The organism is Novipirellula rosea (genome assembly GCF_039541335.1).
GTDB lineage: Bacteria > Planctomycetota > Planctomycetia > Pirellulales > Pirellulaceae > Novipirellula > Novipirellula rosea.
The window spans coordinates 1-20,387 of sequence record NZ_BAABGA010000016.1 but is presented as its reverse complement, the minus strand read 5'-3'; the positions used below and the strand labels follow the sequence as shown (position 1 = coordinate 20,387).

The window sequence follows — 20,387 nt, the reverse complement described above, 5'->3', positions numbered from 1 at the left end:
TAATCTGCCGCGTACAAATGCTTCACGGCATTGCTCTACTTCGCGATACGATTTCGCAATCCTATTTCGCGATCCTATTTTGCTATGCAAAACAGATGTTCTTCACCACGGATGAACATTTCGTTGTCCACGATCGCGGGGGTGGCATCGACTGTCTCGCCCATCGAACTCGTGGCAACCACCTTTAGCGTCGGCGAGTCTTCGATCACCACGACCGACCCATTGCGGTCGAACAAATAGACGTAGCCTCCCGCGGCGATCGGGGATGCATAGATGTTCTGCAGGCCTGGCAATCGCTGCGTGCTGTAAAACAGTTTCCCCGTCTTGGCGTCGGCGCACGACAACAATCCCGATTTGCCTTTGTAGAAATAAATGCGGCCGGATGACAGCAACGGCGAAGCGATATCAGGCGTGTCGCGATCCAAGTGCCACACCACGTTGCGGGTTCCTTCGATGTCGCCGCGGCCGTCCAGCTCGAATGCGCCCAAGAACGCGCCGCGAAATCCGCTGCCGATGTAAACGATTCCATCGGCGTACACGGGACTCGCTGCGGGACGCTGGGTTTGCCCCGCGCACCACCACAACTCTTTGCCAGTTTCCAAATCATAGCTGCGAGCCGAATTCTCACCGTTCATGATCACTTGTTTTTTGCCATCCGACGGAACCACAAGCGGCGTTGCCCAGCCGGTGGGTTCATCGCGATCGGTTTTCCAGATCGTCTTTCCCGTTCGCTTGTCCAGCGCGTACAGCGCCGAGTCGCCTTCGTGGTCCCAAGGCAACAAGATCATCTCGCCTTCGATCGTGGGCGAGCTGCCTTCGCCAAACGAATTCCGCGTTCGCATGTTGCCAAAATCATCTCGCTTCCACACCAGCTTGCCGTCCATCGTGTAGCAGTACAGACCGCGCGAACCAAAGTGCGCGTACACGTGTTCGCCGTCGGTACAGGGCGACGCGGATGCAAAACTGTTGGTCGCATGCGTCGGCTCATGAGGCGTTGACGTGGTGGCGACCGCGTCCCAAACCAAGTTGCCGGTCCCGCGATCAAAACACAGCACCTTGAAACTCAGACGAGGCAGTCCGCCTGAGCGATTCGCATTGCTCGCCGGTTCGCTGGTGACGACAAAGACACGGTCCTCCCACACCACCGGCGAACCCGAGCTGCGACCTGGAATTTTGACTTTCCATTTCACGTTTTTGCGGCTATCGAATTCAACCGGCGGATTGGCATCCGGAGCGACTCCGTTACCCGTCGGCCCACGCCAATGAGCCCAGTTGTCGGCACGGACGTCAGCGGTCATCCACTGTGAAAGACACAAGAAACACGCCAGTGTGGCAAACCAAACAGGACGATTCATAAAAATTCCACTTCGCATAATAAGGGGGCAGTTGACGTCGTGATTTAGTGACGCAGCGATCTCGACATCGGAGGAACGGCGGGCGGCGATCGAATTAGGGCCGCGATCGAATTTGGGGAAGGCAGGCCGGCATTTTACAGTACACTACGGCCAAGGTCATCAAGGTCCTTTGGCTCTGCCGATTCTCATTTCGCTTCGCTTTTTACCGATTCAACGTCATTTATGCCTGCTCTCGAAACGCGACCCGCAAAGGACTCGGAACCACGCTGCTATCGCTGTTTTCGGCCTGCAGAGGCCTGTTTTTGTGATGCGATCCCCGCGGTCGACAACCAAACCGACGTACTGATTCTGCAGCATCGTCGCGAGCGTTTTCATCCTTTCAATACTGCTCGCATCGTCAATCAATCGCTTCGCCGTTGTGATTTGATGACCGAGCACAACGTCGACCTCAACCGGCGGTTCGATTCACTGCCGCTGTCCGATCGCGTCGGTGTGCTATACCCCGGCAACGATGCGAAATTGTTAAGTGAACTTTCGCCTGCTGAACGTCCCGAACAATTAATCGTGATCGACGGCACGTGGCACCACGCCAAAACGTTGATGCGGGATATCCCTCGGCTGCAAACATTGCCGCGTTACCGATTGGCACCGGAAACCCCAGGCCGCTATCGAATCCGCCGCGAGCCGAATGAACATGCGCTTTCGACACTCGAAGCCACCGTGTCGGCACTGCGCGCGATCGAGCCCGAGACCGAGGGGCTTGATCGGCTGCTTGGCGCGTTCGAGCGGATGGTCGACGACCAACTCAATCACACACCGTCGGCCACCAATTGGCGAGCCAACCAATCACGGCGTCGCGGTTCGGCTAACGTGCCACGCGTTCTGACACGCGAGCTCGAGAACGTCGTCGTCGCGTATGGCGAACAAGAGAAGGGAGAGCGGCTCGATCGCGGAGCACGCCGAGGGGTGCGGAATCGTTTCCGCGCCAAACCGATCCTATGGACCGCCGAGCGACTGGTCAGCGGCGAGCGATTTGAGTGCGCGATCCAAACCGACTCAGGGCTCGAGAGTGACTTTCTGGATCGTTTGCAGTTGAGCGAGCATGACTTTGCCGATGCCGTCTCGGTCGAAAGCTTTCGCGAGCGGTGGCGAGCGTTCTTGCGTCCGACCGACCACGTTGCCGTCTATCATTCGAACACCGCAAAGTTATTGAGGAATGTCGATGCCGAGTTTTCGGACACCTTGATCCTAAAGTCGATTCACATGAAGTCGCACACCAAATCCGATTCGCTCGAGTCGTTTTTGGTCGACCAAGCGATCGAGGCACAAGTGGACGGCAGTTCACGAGCATCGCTACGGCTCGCCAACGCGGTCGCCTTCGCCAAGCACCTCAGCCAACACGAAGTCGCCCCGCAACCTTAGCGGCAACGCACGCGCAATCACGAAGGGGTAGCACGCGAACACAAATCCGTGGTTCGGTCGCAGTTACGAAAATCGCGAAGCGATGGCACGTGATAGCCACGGACGTCAGTCCGTGATTATTCCGAAACCATTCTAGGCCAGTCGCAACGCGACGACAGGCGTTTTTATCCAACGATTTCCTGTTCGAAGACGTAGCGTGGATCAAATTCGATTTCATGTTTCTTGAGCATTGCTAGGTACTCATCGCGGAAGGTCCGTTTGCGATGATGTTCCCGTTGACCCGCAATGTACGCCTTGACTTCATTCGCCATCGATTGACTGACTGAGAATGCACCGTAACCAAGTTGCCATTGGAATTTGTTTTCCAACCATTTTTGCTCGTTGATCCACTTCGATGAGTTTGCTTTTAGCAATTGAATGGTCGCAGCGATTGCAAACGTGGGATGGATCTTAAGCAACAAATGAACGTGATCTTCAATTCCGCCCGACTTCAGTAGTACGGCTTTGTGGTCTTTTATTGTTCCTCCGATGTAAGCGAAGAGGTCGTCTAACCAATCTGAGTGAAGAAGTGGCTTACGATATTTGGTTGAAAAAACGACATGCACAAGAATACCGTGGTGAGATGACATCGTCCGTTCTCCTGTCGTTGGATTACGACAATTTGTGTTGTAGGGCTTTTTCCCGAAATGTAGTCTGGGACTATTGTCTATCCTCGCGTTGCGACTGCTTGATTGCAAATCGCAGGGCGAGGGCAAGTTACGACGTCGCGTGCTATCATTAGTTGGCCACCAATCGGACAACCGGGGGCAAGTCATCATGCCGTCGCTTCGCGACTCGGCAAATTGAGTGCAACGTTTTTCCCCGGACCGACGTCCGGGGCTACAGCCTGTCGTCGCGTTGCGACTTGCAGACAACAAAATCGCGAAGCGATGGCATGTGAAAGCCACGGACGCAAGTCCGTGGTCAGCAAACGGCCGATTCAATCCAGTCGCGACGCGACGACAGGTGTGCCTTTCGAGGTCCGCGGGCAACGACCCCACGTATCGGCAAACCATGCGATTCGTCACTTCAACGGAGACTGCATTTCTGTGCGATCTCATGCCGTCGCTTCGCGACTCGGCAAATTGAGTGCAACGTTTTTCCCCGGACTGACGTCCGGGGCTACAGCCTGTCGTCGCGTTGCGACTCGCAGACGACATAGTCGCGAAGCGATTGCAGGCGAGAACCACCGACTTCAGTCCGTGGTTCGCTGCGATTTTTGGGGGGGCTCGCGGGGATATTGCCTTCTAACCAAGCTCAAACCGAACCATTTGTCTTAAATAAGGCGCGGGGATGATCGCCCGTTCACTGTTTGGGGGGCTGAGCGAGGCGTACTAGGAGCCATGGGGGGATCTAGCTACGCTATCGCTCTGAAATTCGTTCCCAGCGTCTCCTATCGTGGTGTTGCATGAAGACTGTGAGCTATTTTGCGGGCGTGCTGTGTTGCTTCCTGGTGGCTGCCAGCTCGTTGCCAGCCGAACATAATGCGGCAGCGAAGAAAACACCCCACATCCTTGCTTCTGAAGATCGCAACATGCTCCGTAAACATTTGGACGAAAGCGTGCTGCGTGGCGAAGTTCCCGGTGGCGCCTTGTTGCTCGTGCACGAGGGCGAGACGGTTTTCAAAGACGGATTCGGGTTTCGCCATATTAAACACGGCAAACCCTTTACTGCGGACACTCCGTTTCACGTCGCTTCGATTTCTAAACCGATCATCGCCACGCTCGTCGTCAAGCTTGCCGCCGAGCGGCGATTGGATTTGGACCGCCCGATCGATGCATATCTGCATGAAATGAGTGACCTGGTGCTCGAGTCCGGCGAGCGTCCCGTAACCATACCGACGCTGCGTCAATGTCTCAGTCACACCGCTGGCTTTCGCTCGGACTATGACGAGGGCGGACGTCCCTGGCTGCGACTCCGGGGTCAAGGGATGACGCTGGCCGATGCCGTCACCGAGGAAGCCAAGATACCGATGCCGATCCATCCCGGTACCGAATTTGCCTACAGCGGAATTGGATACGATATTGCAGGCCGGATCGTCGAGGTGTCGACCGGCAGCTCACTCGAAACCGCGATTCAAACGGAGTTGTTCGAGCCGCTGGGGATGACGCAGACCACTTATTATCCCGACGAAGAGACCGCCGAACAGATGGCCGATTTTTATTGGCTGTGGCGGTCGGACGGAAAGTTTCGCCGCAAGTTGCCTCCGCCGCCCATTCCAGCGGGGAAATACAAGTCCGTCGGTGGCGGGATTGTTTCGACACTCGACGATCTGAGCAAGTTCATGTTGTTGCATCAGAACCATGGGGTGCATGATGGCAAAACGTTCATTCCGCGTGATGCGATCGAACAGATGTACCGCGGCGATCGGCCGGGCAAGTTCTATGGACTTGGCTTTATGCTCAAATCCAATGGCAAAGATGGACTGGCCAACCAGATTTCGCATTCGGGATCGAGCGGGACTCTGATGTGGCTGGACCGACAACGGCAGAGTATCGGCGTGTTGGCGACTCAGCATCGTTTCAGCGATGGAAAGAAAATGCCCGAGTCGCAAAAGCGAATCGCCGCCGATGCACCCACATGGCAAGCGACCACCAAAAAAGAGGTTTTGGACCCGCTGATGGATCGACTGCAAAAGTCGAACCAGCGTCTAGTGGGTGCGCCGCAAAGAAAACCGTAACAGACGCGAGTGTCCCTCACTCCGCGCAAAGCAGCGCACTCGCGAGATCGCGTCTGATCTCTTAATCAAAATCATCCTTTTGATCTTAATCCCGCCCGCGTCGTCAAACGGTGGGCAAAATCCTGGGCTGCTAAAACTTCGGTGTTAATATCGGGGGTTCACGGTGATTGTCTCCGGCGTATGTGGATGTCACCTCCCCACCGACGAAGGAGTGTGTTGGTTTGGTAACATTGATTACAGGCCGGAGGCCGACACACCCTCTGCCGGCGGCGTGAGCCGCCGGCGACCGGAGGCGGGGAAACATAGCCCAGCGGGCGGCACACTCTCGGTCAGTGTGCCGGCCTCCGGCCTTACAACGACAGGTCGCTCTTAAACCGTTGGCTCACGCCAACGGCAGGACATGTTTCGGCCTCCGGCCTATGCGATTGCTACGAAAACAGCCGTCTGCGAAGTTGATGGAGAGGTGGCAGAAACCATCCCGACCGAAAGTCACCGCAGACGCAATGTTTTAGCTGTCGAGCCGCACCCCAACCAGAACGACGTGGCTGAAACATTAGCATTCGATCGCGATACCAACCAATTTCAACTCTCCACCGAATCATCCAGCTCTATCATTACGAATCATTGCTGCGTCAGTTGCCCGCTCAAGTTTCGGGCACGCAATGTGCTCAAAAGGGCAACGCTGTGAAGAATTTAGAGACGGCAAATTACGGCAATTGCGTTCCGTAGCTATGCTCGCCAGAGCGTGGATGGTTGCCGGCCAATAAGAATCACCACCTACTGGCGAAGGTCGCTACGAGAAAATGCTTCACAGCGTTGTCAAAAGGGGCTCAATGCGAAGCCGATTCGCCCCCCCCAAAAAAAAACAATCCAGAACATTCGAGGTCGACGATGAACATTGAACTGAACGATCGGGTGGTCGTGATCACCGGTGGTAGTGAAGGTATCGGTAAGGGAATTGCGGTCGAGGTTGCCAAGTGCGGCGCAAAAGTAGCCGTGATCGCTCGAGACGAAGATGAGTTACAGGACGTGGTCGATGTGATCGAGTCCGACGGTGGAACGGCAATTTGGGCAACAGCCGATGTGACGAATTCATCGGAAATGAAAACGGCTATCGAAAAGATCGTGAACCACTTTGGAAGACTTGACGGATTGGTTGCCAATGCAGGCACCAACGGAAAATGGGCGCCAATCGATGAGCTAACACCCGAGGAGTGGCGAAGCACGATTGACGTCAATCTGACCGGCACGTATCTCGCGGTTCATCATTGTGTTCCCCACCTGCGGCGGCAAGGCAGCGGCAGCATCGTTATCATGTCATCAATCAATGGCACCCGTACGTTCAGCAATGAAGGGGCGTCGGCGTACGCGGCGAGCAAGGCGGGACAGTTTGCACTCGCCAAAATGCTGGCACTGGAATTGGCGCCGGCAAAAATTCGGGTCAATGTGATCTGTCCGGGAGCGATTGAATCGGAGATCCATGATAAAACAGAACGCCAACATTTGGAGAAAATCGAAACCCCCGTCGAGTTTCCTGAAGGCAACATTCCGCTGACGGGCGGCGAGTTCGGCACGCCAAAGCAGGTCGCTTACCTCACCACGTTTCTACTGAGCAATCTCTCCGATCACATCACCGGCACGCCCGTATGGATTGACGGAGGCCAATCATTAATCGTTTAAATAAGTAGGCATACATGAACCCATTTCCACTGCAAACGAAGCGTCTCGAGCTGATTCTCGCGTCAGTCGAAGAGACGTTGGCGAAGATCGATGCAATGTCGCCTGCGGACAAACAGCAATTCCCAAAACGAATGCGTCGACGCGTGTTTTAACAAAATGTGGTTTCCAACGTGTCATCGAGGTCATGGACCCCGACGACGGCTTGGTTTGGAGATGGGAGAAACACGCAAACACAGTTCAATTCCAACCGAACTTGACCCCATCAAGTTTGGCTGGTTTCGAATCGCATGCCATTTGACGATCGTATTAGAGATGGCGAGTGCATTGCTTGGCAGTTAAGCTGATTTGTTCATCCACTGAACCTCTCCGGTCCACTCGGATATCGATCGCATCAAGGAGTGCGTCCATGCAGCATTACGACTTCGTTGATGATGACGGCCTTTCGTCTTTGAGGCTGCTGCAACGCAATCCACTGGATCGGCTGCAACCGCTAATCGGACTTCGTGTTCATGTCCGTTGCTCTGACTGCGTCGCCGGGCTGGATGTCGACGCCGAGTCTTGGGGCGGATTTACTCGATTGTTCACGCATCACTACGATGAATGCCAATCGGCCGCATGGATCGCGCCCGCAGGAGAATGGAAGCTATCTGTCGAGCGGGATGATCATGATTTTTTTACAATCACGTCCGAACTCGATTCGCTGCTTGACCACCACCGCTGGCGACTGCTGACTCAGTTCACAATGTCGGCGGACCGATTTCAGGTGACTTCCGCCGAGATTTTGGCATTCATTGGGACTTGTCGGTGAGAACGTCGATTTAATTACTGCGGCGTTGGTGAAGTAGCCTAGGCTTCCAGCCTGGGAACCACTGCAAACCCAGACTGGAAGCCTAGGCTACGTTAAATTCCATGTCCTTCAGTAATTCAATCGACGTCCCTTTGCACTTGGCACTGCGACCTTAGCGAGTCCAGATGATGTTGACACTGCCGGTGTGAAACGCTTGCCGCTCGTTGATCTGCAGGTCGTAGTTAGCGGCCACAGTCGTGTTGCGATATCGGTACGCGTTACCGCCGAAACCCACGAGAGCCCAGTCGCGGCCTAAGTCCAGACCATCGAGGGCAAAACTTGTTCCGTTGAAGCTGCCCGTGACCGAGGTCGCAGGATCAAGAAACTCGTGCATCCAGTGAACGCGAGTGGTCGGCTGCCAGATCCAAGCCGACTTCATTAAACTCCGCTGAGATCCGTAGCAATGAGCTCCCAGGACGCTGCGAAATGAAAACGCATCGATGTCATCGACCGTGACACCTCCCGTCCCCGTCTCGGTGAAATCGTCCTGGTGCACCCAAATGTGTTGCAGGCTACTGGTGGGCTGGATCGTCAATGACTGCCACGATCGTGTCCAGCCACGTTCTAGAAAGACGCCGGTCTGGACGCCGCCGAATTCACCTTCGACACCTCCAGAACGCAATGTTTCGTGATCGTTGTAGCCCGCGTTGCCGGCCAAGATATAGTAGTTGCCTTGGTCGTCTTGCCGATGTAGGAAGACGCCGGCCTGGATCCCATTGATGTCCGCGCGAGTGCCGTCATCAGAGCGAATCGCCTGATAGCCATAGTTGCCAAACAATCCGCACAACGTTTGCGAATCGACGCGTCGGAACACTCCGAACTGCGTCCCACCAGCGGCGTAGTCGAAACCGGCCGCCATCCCGCGTCCGTCGGCCTGTCCCCCAATGCCGTAGCCCTCGATCCAACCACTTGTTTTGCCGTTGCTTCGGTTGCCACGTGCGTGTTGCGACGTATCACCTGAGAAGCGGGAATGCCCCGCGGGCCCTAGCATCTCCGCATCGACGTAGCTGACCAACTGTAAATCATCCGTTTGATGCGGGGCGTCTAAGGCGACGAATTGGATGCCGCCGCTGTTTAGGACGCCCGGAGCGTTAACGATGTTGTGAATTTGATTTCGCAGCAATTGGAACTGGAAACCACCGGTCTGAATCAAGACATGTGTGGTGTTGCCGAGCAGATTCGCTAAGGATGATTCAGCGGAAACGGATCCAGGGGCCGGCGTCGGGTCAGGCGTTGGTAACACCAAGTGCAGCGTCGATTCTTTCTGAATGTTGTAGTCGGAAAGCGTGCGACCATCTTCGAGTTGTTTACCCGCAAAAATCAGTCGTTGCTGGTCCGGGGGGATGCCAGCTCGATCTTGGATCTTTTGTTTCACATTTTCGATGCTGTCCGATGCTTCGACGTCTAGCGTGATGGTTTTTCCGGCAAGCGTCTTGACGAAGATCTGCATCGCCGAAGCCTCCGACGCCATGGTCGCACCAACAAAGATGAGCAAGCCAAGGAAAAACTGTCGGGGGATTTGATGGCCCATTGATAGTGAGAGCTCGAAATTGCGGGGTTACGATTGCGGACGCGGACGACGGAGACAGGGGCCACAATTCATCGGGCCGTCAGCAAAGCCAATATAAATAGCTTTGTCACAAGTCTCACAATCCGAAGAATCGGCTCCATCGGACTTTCCCTTCCGATGGCGGCGAAAATGGAAAATAGTCCTGTCCCCTTTGTGGTGAAACGTGCGTAGTCAACTTGACTTCATTCAGTGAATCAAGATAAAGGGTTGTCGCAGCAATGGTCTCCTTCAATGACATCCTCTTTCCGATCGCCGCATGCTGATTCACTATCGCGTTTTATCGTTGTTCCTTCCCGTTTTGGGGATTTTGATCGGCTGTTCGTCATCGTCGGTCACGGAGCATCGAATCGAGACCGAGGACATTCAAACGCGTCTTCTGCATGCCGGATTTAGCGAATCAGAAAGTGATGAGTCTCTCGGCACTGGGATCATCGATTATCGGCGGACGATGGATGACGGTGTCGTGATTCGAGCGACATGGTGTTCGGCCTGGGCAAAGGTAACGGTCTTGGCACCGCAATCCGCTGTCCGAGACGTCGATCGTATTGAGCAAGCGATCCGGCACGCGGAAGAAACCGTCGACTTGATCGTCGCCGAGCCAAACGCGCTTTCCGGTTTGTACTCCGATGAACACCTGGTCCGGGTCAACAGCGGCATCAATCGGACTGAACACAGGATCGTAGCGGGTGTGTGGTCGATCCAGGCGGTTCGTTATTTATCGGTAGCAAAAAACGCCGGGCTTGCGACCTTGGCGTCGTTCACGTTGCAAAGATCAGCCGAGTCACTTCCTTAGACTAACCCCCCACAATCGATCACGATTGAATTTCGATAATCGCGAAGTGATGACAAGTGCTAGCCACGGACGGCAGTCCATGGTTTCGAAGTTTTAGAATAAAGCCCGATCGAGACACAGTAGAATCGCCAAACGATGCGAGGTGATTATCGCGGACATCAGTCCGCGCTTCTTTTGATGCTCTACTGACAGATTCAAACTGAATGGCAACCAAATTGCCTGATGACAATATCGATAAAGAGCCCGCGTTACGGAAGACGCAGTGCTCGTTGCGGTTTCTATTCCAAACGACAACGTAGTGTGGTCTCCTGATTTTTTGGGGAGTGCTTACCGAAAGTTGCCAGAGGAGCTTGGTAGAGCAAGATGGGATCTTTGGGGGCCTCTTGGCGACGATCAACGAACCGTGGACCTTGTAAAAGCGATCCGATAACCAAGTTTTGGATTTGTCTAACGGCAATGGGACCCTCTTGGGCCGTGGCATCACCAGAACGACTCGTCAGCATTTACTCGGCAACACTGGCGGTGGTACATTCTTACAATCTTAATCCGTGTCCCTCGAAGGAAAAATGCCATGGCGTCTAATCGAATCTCGACAATTATTGCGTTCTCAACTGCAGTTCTTGGTTTGCTGGCATTGGCTGCTCCGCTGTCCGGCGAGGTGACGGAAGAGATTACTCCGCCGACTCATGTTTGTGCGAATGCACTTGAGCTTGAAGAATACCTGTTTGAGTCCAAACCGCTTGGCGTGGCTCGAACTGAGATCGAACAATATTTTCCTCGCAACGAATGCTTGGGAACGGTGCGTATGGTAGGTGATTCCGGACATAGCTGCATCGAATATCATTTTCCGCTTCCCGATGACGACAAGACACTCGTTCTTACCTTTGCGAGTCGAAAGCGCGATGGACTGTCCGTGCTCGCTGGGTTTTGGACCAAAAACAGCGACGGTTAACCACCGGCTGTACGGCGAGCAATAGCGTTGCTCATTCACGCTGCTCGTGCTCGTCATCGAATCAATTCATCGGTGATTGAACCCACTTTCGATCCGGTCATCGCTCGGTCGTCTCAGCTCAACCAGACCGTAGAAATCGAGTGCGAATACCGCGAGGATGAGACGAGTACAAGTGCGAAGATCGCAGGATGCCAGCGCCAAGTATGACACTTCGCTGCAACCGGGCGAGGCCCCGCGTCGCTCCTAAAATAGATAGTATGGGGCTGACGGTTCCAGGTCGATTGGCACGCTAGAGACTGGTCGGTCGCTGTGGGGGCAACTGCCGCTGCCGATCGACGAATTGCGAACCTCCTCAGTAAAGTCATTAGTGTGCGATTAGCGAAGATGAGTGTTCTCTCCGACAGGAACACTGATTGCCACTAATCAACCGAAATGTCTTCGCGGCGTTGTCAATGCCCACACTCCGGCACCATCACTGTGCCAGCCGATGATCGCCGGTTTGTGGCCAGCAACGTTTTCCTACGGAACCCAAATACGTGACCAGCAACCAGCGTGCTTCCAGCAATGTCCGACAGTGACCAGCGCCTCATCGCCGTTTTTCACGTTGATCCGTTTACCGGGATTCTGTTTGAGCCCACGCCTCCTTTTGCTCATTACAATACGGTTCCGAATCGAAATTGCGTCCACTTCGATTCAGCGGCCGACGCGATCAAGTATTGCCAGAACACAATCGCTTCACATCCACATGTCCAGTGCGTCGTCAATGGTCTACCGACCGGCACGCAATGTGAGTTCATAGACGCCGCGTGGCTCGAGGCAGAGTCGAATCGCCGGAAGGTACAGAACACACTGCTTGCTAACGAAATGGCACGCCGTCATCGCAGAGATCGCTTGTGGATCATGGGTTTCGTCGTCACGATTTTGTTGGGTGCCGTGCTGTATGTGCTTGCCCGATTTTGGCGGGTGAGCTAGCAATCAACGGTCCATTACCGGCTGCCCGTTCGACAACGTGAAGCACAACCGTAGCCTTCCAGAAATCGCCGACGCGGATTCGTAGTCCGGAAGTGCGGATGTGAGGCAGAAAGATTGTTGCGACAGAAAGACGAAAAACCGAGAATGTCGCCTGCATCATCTACCTACCTCCATTTTCCTATCCCAATCTTTTCATCGGGGATGCAAGAACATGCTGGCGATCAGCTTCACATCGCATGAACCTCATGAGCGTTCATTGGCGTGATTCGCGGGCCAATTCTTAGAAGCATCTCGCAGCGGAATTCGTCTAGACTTTCGTCCGACAGCGAACCCCATAAAAGCCCCCGAAACTCTTGACGAGTTCCGCTACAAAATCCTTCACAGCGTCGGCCAAACCGGCGATCACAGCAAAAATACTTGGATCGGCCATCCTGAGAGGATTTGGTGAGCCAATGGGCTGTGCACAATTGGACAAGGATCAAAGAGGGTGACACCATTCGAGAAATCGGTGGCAATCCGTGAACACAAAGCGTATCCTTACATCCGAGCGCCACCGTATTGTTCGCCCAGTGCATTCAAAAGCGATTTCCTAAGGGTCAGTTTTGCGTTCGTGCCAAGTGACCTCAGACGTTCTGCACCAAGATAGAGGAAAGAGTATGCGTCTATGGACTACGGTATTGTTGGCTGTTTGTATCGGAATCCCTCTTGAAGCCGCCGATACCGCTGCCGACGTTCAACCTTTGCCGAATTCTGAATTCATGGAGCTTCTCGCGAAGAGGCAAATTGAACTGGACCCTGACCAGACCAAAACGCTCCTGCAATTTCTGACGGATGCAAAGAAAGCGGATGAATTTGTAGCCACGCTGAAAGACGAGGCGAGCCATTCGTTGATCGCGGTTCTGCCGCATATCGTTAACAAAGACGGCTGCCAACCGGTGCTTGCCAGTCTGAAAGAGCATCCAGACGTCTTGCTGCGATTTGTTGCGAATTGTGGTTTGGCTGGAAGTGGTGACTCGGACGCTTCCGAAGTCGTCCATGCCCTGCTGCACGACCAACGCCTGAATGCATTGGACCAGCGACTCCTGAAGACCTGGGCACTCGGTGCCGGAATCAATCCAGCCAAAGATGATTCGAGGTCGATTCTGCAACATCTCATGAACCTAATGAGTAAGACGCACAAGCTTAAGGTCGGCGACGAATGTCCAAGCTTCGCTGCAACAACGCAATCGGGAGTTGAGTTGAACTTCAAGTCACTCAAGGGAAAGGTCATCGTGATGCATTTTTGGTCTTCGAGCTGCGCGCCGTGCCTTGCTGAAATGCCACAACTTATCGAGACATTGTCGAAGCTCTCACTGGACGAAGCGGTGGTTGTGTTCGTCAGTCTCGACGAAGATAAAAAGATATTTGAGGCGTCGTTGGAAAAATATGGAATTCCGTTTCACAACGTCTGCGACAAAGCTGGGTGGGGCGGGCCACTGGCCCGAAGCTTCGGCGTCAACCAGCTTCCGTTTGACATCGTCATTGATGCCAACGGTAAAGTGTTATCGCACTCAATCTCGCAGCTTTCTGAGCTCACAAAGTAGGGCGTAAGGAAACGGTGTCGTACACCGATTTACTGTTCCGAAGCGATTTCGATTCCATCGTTGACGAACCACGCGCGAAGGGTGTCTTGGGGCTTTGTCATTGATCCAGCCCGAAGGGGCGCATGCTTCCAAAACGCCGATGTCCGACTTGGATTTTTTTGTTTTAGAATTGAAGAAGCAGGCAAACGAGTTGAAATTGCCTAGGTGGAATGCGAGAATATTTGTGAGTATTTTGCTCGTTGTGTTTGGTGGATGGAGTGAATGTGACCGGCAGCCGCATGCTGCCGAGATCACGGGCCCGAGTCGCCAGTTATCTTGAACGAATGGCTCCCACCCATCAAACCTCGGACTTACATGGATTCGTTGTCCGACCGAGAACACTTCATTCGGCCTGTAACTCGAACGTCAGAAAGGGCAACCATGAACACTATTCGCGACATTTCACTTCTCCATGCGGTCATGGTCATTGGTGCGATTCTCGTTGTTGTCGGATGGACCGTCGATTACTTCTCATCTGGCGACCCTCACTTCTGGGACTCCCTCGGTTTTGTGACGATTGCCGCGGCTGTCGTCGCCATGCTCTACCGGAGGTGGCGTGCATCGTCTGATCGCAGATCTGCGTCCCCCGTTACTGTTCGCTGAATGTTTGGTTCTTCAATACCTAGCAAAGACGGATACCGATTGCGTGCACGCTGAGCGGTGCTGCAGACCAACTCCGCTTTCCAATCACGTTGCTCGTTGGCGTCATTTGTTCGCCGCCGCTCGCTGAATAATACGCTTGGTCTCTGCCCAGCTCCATTCGGCTGTTCCCCGCTCGTCTGTCCTTCTGTTTTTCACGGCCTGATCGCACAGCGTTGCTGGTGCCGGATTCGCAATGATCCGTGTTCCCGTCATGCTGGATAACTCCTTGCGACCCAGCAAACACGGATCGTTACAAGGTCCTAATTTGCTCCGGCAATCGCTTCTTAGTTTCTAACCCGTTATTGTCTAACCTTTACTCGGCGGCGTCCGACGGTGTCATGATGGCAGGAAGCCGGAAATTGATTCTCTCTGGCGACAGCCGACGGTGCGACAGAAAGGTTGCGAAGACGGCGAGTTGAGTGCCTTCATCTATCTGCCTTCATCTTTTTGTCAACGATGTTTTCGTCTGTGTTTAATCATTAGCGAAGGTCTCGTTCTATTCGTGCTGTCGCGCGGACTGGATCGCGATTCAAGAGTGCGAAGTGATGCTAGGCAAAGCAATATCGGCTGGGAGCCGAATTCGTCCGTGACGCCCTGTATCAATCAAGTTGACGGCTCGGAGACAATTCGCTGATCGATTCCACTGTCAGCCATTGGATAAGGATCAAAAAGGGTGACACCGTTTGAGAAATCGGTGGCAAACCGTGAACACAAAGCGTATCCTAGCATCCGAGCGACACCGCTCCACTCGCCCAGAACCGCCGCGCCGAGTTTATTGAAGTGCAGTCGCTCGCGGCGGCCACGCGATCCCTACCGTTTCCGGACAGGAGAGACCCGAAACATGCAAATCCGACTTGCCTATCTGATTGGGTTGTCGTTCGTCTGCGGTTGCTTTCTATCGCAACCTTCACCGTCTGCATTCGTCCCCCCTCGTGCCAGCATTGAAATCTTCGCAACATCGCCAAACGCGGGCCCAAACACGAAGCCTGCTACCGATCCTTCGTCCGGAGCGACCATCCATCTCGTCACTCCGCCCGTGGTGACAAATGCGGATATATCGGGCGTCGCCCAATCCGACATGACGGTCGAGACCGTTGGAGACGCCGCAGCCTCATCGACGGTCCCGACCTTGGAAATCAAGCTAAACCCAACGGGGGCTCCCAAGATGCTTGCCGCAACTACCAATCCTGCATCGCCATCGATTGCGGTTGTGGTTAACGGCACTGTCTTGTCGGTTCCGAACATCTTTGCGCCGATAAATGGATCGTTTCGTATCACCGGCGACCATACGAACCCCACATTCATCAATGCGATCGCTGCTGTCACGGGCAAGACGAATTGACCGAATGCAGCGGACGCGGAATCCTCGGGTGCAACGAAGTTGTCCGTTTGAGCAATAGTGGCACCACCACGACTTTCCTGCCGACTCGCGAAACCACACCGTTGTCCGACTGAAATGAAACTTGACACCGTTGTTTTCTCGATCGGACCGCCAAACGAGTTCTATGACAACTCCGTGGACATACAAATCAACGGCGTTAACCTTCTCGACATGGTACGCAATTACGAAAACACGATCGCCCACGGTGACGATCGTGACATCGTCTGTGCGCAGCCGAACGCCAGAGGTCCTAATCGTTGCCTGTCCGATTGCCACGCTTCATGTTGGCTGTGTGATCGTATCCACGATGGCACCCAACGCGGGGCGAACCCTCACGACAAAGTCACTCGTGTGCGATGAGCGAAGATGAGTGGCAAATTGGTGCCACCCACCAATCTCGCAATGAAAATTGGCAGAATGATTGACGGGCAAAATGATTAGAAACCAAACGATCTCGATCTTGGAAATCATTTTGCCAAATAATCATTCTGCCGAACAACCGCTTAAGAATGTAGGCAGATGTCTTTCGGTATATTTATTGTTTTGAAGCTAGGGGCAAAATTGATGCATCCTCCAATCTCAGCTTTTGGAAAGACGGATGCCGATGTCCTGGACGCAAGTAATTGGCGATATATCGAGGCGAAGTATTCAGAGGCAGCGGAAAGCCCAAAGCTGAAGAAAGGCAATTCCGTCTTAGACAACAATTTTGTCGACCAAACGGGAAGTGCTATTCTCGCCAAGATCTTGAAGGCTAACGAAGAGGGCTATAAATTTGCGCTTCGCGCGCCAAACGCCACCGCAACGAAGGCGACGCTGATCAATTGGGTAAACAATCTAAAAAAATCAAATCAAGATCTAGCTGGAGTCATTGAGCAAGCGATAAATTTTGGATCATTCAAAGACGTGCCTCGACAGCTCGAAAGCTAGATCGATTGTTCGACAACAGGAGAGCAGATGTTTGTAAGAGTTATCCCATCGAAAGAGAGGTTCAACGCTTGCCGCTTGATACTGCCGAAACGGGGCTTACTGAGCGAGAATGCTTTGGACACCATCGCCAATGAGTCTCACGCTGTTAATCGGTTGAAAGAACGAGGCAATACGTTACCATTGAGTGTTTTTTTTCGACCAAATCACTCAATAATTGGATTCGGCGAAGGCAATCATTACACCGGATTCAGTTTGATCAAAGAGCAGGTGGTATCAGACCAGTACCGGCCAACCATCAAGTCATTATTCCAGCTGGAGGGGCTGTCTGTTAGCTTGAACGCCCAGGTTGGCGAAGTTGACGTTAAGCTACGTAAAGACTGGCGAGATTTTGTTGCATGCACGTTTTGGGCGGCAACTGGAAATTTTGAGTCTCGTTGCTAACAGATTTCACGGCATTTCCCGAGTCGTAAACAGGAACTCCTCGCAGCAATGCTATCTGGTAAAGAGTCGCTGTCTCAGATGGCTACCTACAAGTCTAAACTAGATTGCGGTTCGAATCTCACGATGCAGCCGTACAGCGATTCCGAGGCACTTACAGTTATGTATTCAATGAGAACCTGGAGAGATGAGCAGGGCAGACAGCCAACATTCAATCTCTTGCATGAAGCAATGTTGTCAATCGACGGCGAGGCTCCTGCGGAACTTATGGTTTCTGGTCTCGCAAGCAATTACGACGTTGCATATAAACGCACTAGCGCGCTTGGCAACGACTGGACGCTTAACGTGACGAGCGGATACGCCGACGGATTTAATCCGCTCACGGATGGTGCGACTGGAAATATCTATCCGCTCTTGTGGTGGCAAGCGGAAGAGACTGACGACCCGCGTGAGGGCATCGCACTGAATCTGTGCAAGGGTGAGTCGGGAGACACACTCGAGCTCTGCGGTTTTTGTGAGCGAGCCGAAATCCAATCGCTTCTTCAGCGTATTCGAGAAGGCTCGAGTAATTTGAGAGGGGCAGAGATCCAAGAGTGGTGTGAGGATCCATCCACTCGCTGGACCTAGGAACAGGTGGCTTCCCAATCCGTGTGTCAACCAAAAGGACTGGGAATGACTTCATAGTCGACGCTTACTGATAGCCCTGGCGCACCGGGATGTTCCAGTCCGCTGATCTTTTGCATCGCTTCGGTAGGCGGGACCGCACAAGCTACGGTGATGGTCACGTCGTTGGGGTCGCATTCGGGGTGATCATCCTTGAGTTGCCCCACAATGTATCTGAAATAGTTTTGTAGCTTCTTTTGAAAAGCCTCGAACCGAGCGGTATCGTCAAGCGACCCATCGTCAACGATGATCAATTTCAGCCCACCCTCGCTCGCCCGAGCGATCATGTCAATTGTGTTTTCGTCGGCAATCGTCATCGATGTTTATTCCGTTTCAGAGAGGGAGAGATGTCGGACACTTGTATCTAATCTGGAGTGTATCCGCGATGCGAGCACTTGAGGCATCGCGGTTCCGCAAGTAGCGTTCGAGAATCTTGGCGGTCCCCGCAGCATTTGCGTGTAACGTCCCGCCCGGGCAAGATTCTACACGTGCAGCATCGGGATTGCAAAAGAACATCCACGAAATTATTTCAGCATCAATTGTCGAACAAGCGTTCGCCAGCGGAACCTGCTGCAGTTTTTGGCTCGGTGATTCATGAGAAGAAGTCGTTTATCGCGTGCAATCTATAGAGAAAAGTTTTGTCTGTCACCACTCCGGGCGGTTCGTTCACCGGTTTCGTCGATCCACGGCCCAACGATCCTTTTCTCGACCCGCCAAATTATCATGCAACTCGCGACCGAACGTTGATCTATAACGGGTGTAATTACAGCGAAGCGATCTACGGTGAGATCTACATCAACGCCCGAATGGTTCGTGAGATCTTGCTCGTTCAAGACGCGGTGCATGGTGTTGAAAACACCCCGTCACCGATAACGCAATCGGTGGCGTTCCGGACGCAGCAAGTTCATGCGTCGGTGTGGATTGCCGGGATCGACGAATCAACCAACGAGTTTATTGTCAGCGCTAATTTGCATACCGTTGTTGATCTACGCAATTCGGCGGTCGAGACATCATCGCGAGCTGCAAGTTTGTGGGCGGGCAGCGGCCAAACGAACGACCAATACGGCCCGCAAACCGCGATCGATGCGGGCGACTTTTCGTATGTCACCACGGCTTCGTCGGGAACAAAATGGGGGCCTTGCAAAAAGCGTCCCTCCGGTCCCGTGATGTGGTTGGTCAGCGGTCATCCAGCGCTCGCAGAGATTGGCAACCGAGTCACGTCGCCCATTTTGACCCAGTGGCAAAAGCGGATCCCAATTTTTGACGACACTCCGCCGACAATCACGTTTGGTCCGGACGACTTGATTGGCGATGATCTAGCCACGACGTTCTATCGCTTGACGTCGATCGAATCCTCGTGGGGTGGCGGCGTGCACACCGTCCGCCATCACGCCGCCGCCTTCAGCAAAAGCGATTTTGAATTGGTCGTTGGAGCGTCCTGAGCCAGCAATCATTTTGATGATTCTCTGACGAACAAGATTGATGCTAGCACGCTTAAGTTTCAAGTAGCGGGAATTCCCCCTCGCCAGAGTCATGCTCTAAGCGAGAATAAGCTTGACGCTAGCCCAGCGGTGGGGGAGAATGACGCGACGGACAGCCCGCTCCGAAGAGGGGGCACTGCGTGAGAATAAGTCGAACAAGCCGTGAGAACACCCCAAAACGACTTATTCTCACCCTGTCCTCCCGTAGAAACATAAGTTCTGTTGATTAAGTTTCATTCCAACCTTCACTCAATCACGGGAAGGTGTTCGTAGTTCGATGGGTCGACCTTCAAAGAATCGCGGATTCTCCCCAATCGTTATCGGTGAGAGCAGATTTCAATGGCGATTCGACGGGAAGCTACACGTACTTGCAGATGCTGACACGAGCAGTCGCGGACAGCGTCTTGTTGTTGACTGGGGATGGACTGACTGGTGCGAACCTGAGTACCAATCTCACAAAGTGCGAGGTCCGGATACCGTTACGCCGTCTTTCGTGCGCACGGCAATAGAGTTCGCGTTACACTCAGGTTGGACACCCAACGCACCGGCATCGAACTTAGTGCTCGATTTGACAGACGGCGTGTTTAGCGTTCAATCAAAGACAACAGAACCATGCGATGAACGTGCGGACTGGCAAGGTCTTGAAGACTTGCGGGTGTGAATCCCGCCTGAGTAACTGTTAGCCACAGGCTCAGTATCGAGTTTTGCAGCCAACCTATAAGCATCATGAGCTGAAGTGGTTGGTTGAAGCGTAAACAGAGAGGTAGTGAGGGTGAAAGGTATCGACTGGCTGTCGAACCCTGAACGAGATTGAGCTCCGAAATCATGGTTTCCTGTTGGATACTGCCCATGGTGTGTGCACGCCCGAAGGCGAAACTCGCGGTCGCGTCTTGGCGAGCGACAACGAGAGTCCCGGAGTCGAA

General features: G+C 53.6%; 19 protein-coding genes. 15 read left to right on the top strand and 4 right to left on the bottom strand.

Features of this window, described 5'->3' with window-relative positions; all coding sequences use genetic code 11:
- Nucleotides 1–74: 74 nt before the first annotated feature.
- Nucleotides 75–1,355 (bottom strand): outer membrane protein assembly factor BamB family protein, encoded by a 1,281-nt coding sequence (locus tag ABD971_RS05430; protein ID WP_345320179.1) that lies wholly within the window; start codon nt 1,353–1,355, stop codon nt 75–77.
- A 222-nt stretch (nt 1,356–1,577) separates the two neighbouring features.
- On the opposite strand from ABD971_RS05430, the gene ABD971_RS05425 reads away from it, so the two are divergent.
- On the top strand, nt 1,578–2,777 hold the full coding sequence (locus ABD971_RS05425) for a tRNA-uridine aminocarboxypropyltransferase (protein ID WP_345320177.1): 1,200 nt from the start codon (nt 1,578–1,580) through the stop codon (nt 2,775–2,777).
- A 164-nt stretch (nt 2,778–2,941) separates the two neighbouring features.
- On the opposite strand, the gene tnpA is transcribed toward ABD971_RS05425, so the two are convergent.
- On the bottom strand, nt 2,942–3,406 hold the full coding sequence (gene tnpA / locus ABD971_RS05420; protein ID WP_345320175.1) for an IS200/IS605 family transposase: 465 nt from the start codon (nt 3,404–3,406) through the stop codon (nt 2,942–2,944).
- A gap of 818 nt (nt 3,407–4,224) precedes the next feature.
- On the opposite strand from tnpA, the gene ABD971_RS05415 reads away from it, so the two are divergent.
- From ABD971_RS05415 to ABD971_RS05400, 4 genes are all read left to right on the top strand, one after another.
- Nucleotides 4,225–5,496 carry a serine hydrolase domain-containing protein gene (locus ABD971_RS05415; protein ID WP_345320173.1) on the top strand — a complete coding sequence of 424 codons (1,272 nt, stop codon included), beginning with the start codon at nt 4,225–4,227 and terminating at the stop codon, nt 5,494–5,496.
- Between the two features lie 891 nt (nt 5,497–6,387).
- Nucleotides 6,388–7,176, top strand: coding sequence for an SDR family oxidoreductase (locus tag ABD971_RS05410; protein WP_345320171.1), 789 nt, complete (start codon nt 6,388–6,390; stop codon nt 7,174–7,176).
- Between the two features lie 14 nt (nt 7,177–7,190).
- Nucleotides 7,191–7,328 (top strand): hypothetical protein, encoded by a 138-nt coding sequence (locus ABD971_RS05405; RefSeq protein ID WP_345320169.1) that lies wholly within the window; start codon nt 7,191–7,193, stop codon nt 7,326–7,328.
- Between the two features lie 254 nt (nt 7,329–7,582).
- On the top strand, nt 7,583–7,984 hold the full coding sequence (locus ABD971_RS05400) for a hypothetical protein (RefSeq protein WP_345320167.1): 402 nt from the start codon (nt 7,583–7,585) through the stop codon (nt 7,982–7,984).
- Nucleotides 7,985–8,135: 151 nt separating this feature from the next.
- Here ABD971_RS05400 and ABD971_RS05395 read toward each other — a convergent pair whose 3' ends face one another.
- A complete protein-coding gene (locus ABD971_RS05395) occupies nt 8,136–9,473 on the bottom strand; it encodes an autotransporter domain-containing protein (protein ID WP_345320165.1) in 1,338 nt (445 codons plus the stop codon).
- Between the two features lie 376 nt (nt 9,474–9,849).
- Between ABD971_RS05395 and ABD971_RS05390 the strand changes: the two genes are divergently transcribed.
- From ABD971_RS05390 to ABD971_RS05350, 9 genes are all read left to right on the top strand, one after another.
- Complete coding sequence (locus tag ABD971_RS05390) at nt 9,850–10,386, top strand: hypothetical protein (RefSeq protein WP_345320163.1); 537 nt, start codon at nt 9,850–9,852, stop codon at nt 10,384–10,386.
- Between the two features lie 571 nt (nt 10,387–10,957).
- Entirely contained in the window at nt 10,958–11,338 is a 381-nt protein-coding gene (locus tag ABD971_RS05385) for a hypothetical protein (RefSeq protein WP_345320161.1), read from the top strand.
- Between the two features lie 564 nt (nt 11,339–11,902).
- Nucleotides 11,903–12,310 (top strand): hypothetical protein, encoded by a 408-nt coding sequence (locus tag ABD971_RS05380; RefSeq protein ID WP_345320159.1) that lies wholly within the window; start codon nt 11,903–11,905, stop codon nt 12,308–12,310.
- A gap of 656 nt (nt 12,311–12,966) precedes the next feature.
- On the top strand, nt 12,967–13,893 hold the full coding sequence (locus ABD971_RS05375) for a TlpA family protein disulfide reductase (RefSeq protein ID WP_345320157.1): 927 nt from the start codon (nt 12,967–12,969) through the stop codon (nt 13,891–13,893).
- 1,522 nt (nt 13,894–15,415) lie between these two features.
- Nucleotides 15,416–15,916, top strand: a complete 501-nt coding sequence (locus ABD971_RS05370) for a SecDF P1 head subdomain-containing protein (protein WP_345320155.1) — start codon at nt 15,416–15,418, stop codon at nt 15,914–15,916.
- A gap of 114 nt (nt 15,917–16,030) precedes the next feature.
- On the top strand, nt 16,031–16,315 hold the full coding sequence (locus tag ABD971_RS05365) for a hypothetical protein (RefSeq protein ID WP_345320153.1): 285 nt from the start codon (nt 16,031–16,033) through the stop codon (nt 16,313–16,315).
- A gap of 159 nt (nt 16,316–16,474) precedes the next feature.
- On the top strand, nt 16,475–16,882 hold the full coding sequence (locus ABD971_RS05360) for a hypothetical protein (protein WP_345320151.1): 408 nt from the start codon (nt 16,475–16,477) through the stop codon (nt 16,880–16,882).
- A 114-nt stretch (nt 16,883–16,996) separates the two neighbouring features.
- Nucleotides 16,997–17,323: a hypothetical protein gene (locus ABD971_RS05355; RefSeq protein WP_345320149.1), complete on the top strand. Its 327-nt coding sequence runs from the start codon at nt 16,997–16,999 to the stop codon at nt 17,321–17,323.
- Nucleotides 17,324–17,551: 228 nt separating this feature from the next.
- A complete protein-coding gene (locus ABD971_RS05350) occupies nt 17,552–17,947 on the top strand; it encodes a hypothetical protein (RefSeq protein ID WP_345320147.1) in 396 nt (131 codons plus the stop codon).
- Between the two features lie 26 nt (nt 17,948–17,973).
- Here the strand turns inward: ABD971_RS05350 and ABD971_RS05345 are convergent, their stop codons facing one another.
- Nucleotides 17,974–18,300, bottom strand: coding sequence for a DUF6572 domain-containing protein (locus tag ABD971_RS05345; RefSeq protein WP_345320145.1), 327 nt, complete (start codon nt 18,298–18,300; stop codon nt 17,974–17,976).
- A gap of 321 nt (nt 18,301–18,621) precedes the next feature.
- Between ABD971_RS05345 and ABD971_RS05340 the strand changes: the two genes are divergently transcribed.
- Nucleotides 18,622–19,425 (top strand): hypothetical protein, encoded by an 804-nt coding sequence (locus tag ABD971_RS05340; RefSeq protein ID WP_345320143.1) that lies wholly within the window; start codon nt 18,622–18,624, stop codon nt 19,423–19,425.
- Nucleotides 19,426–20,387: the final 962 nt, after the last annotated feature.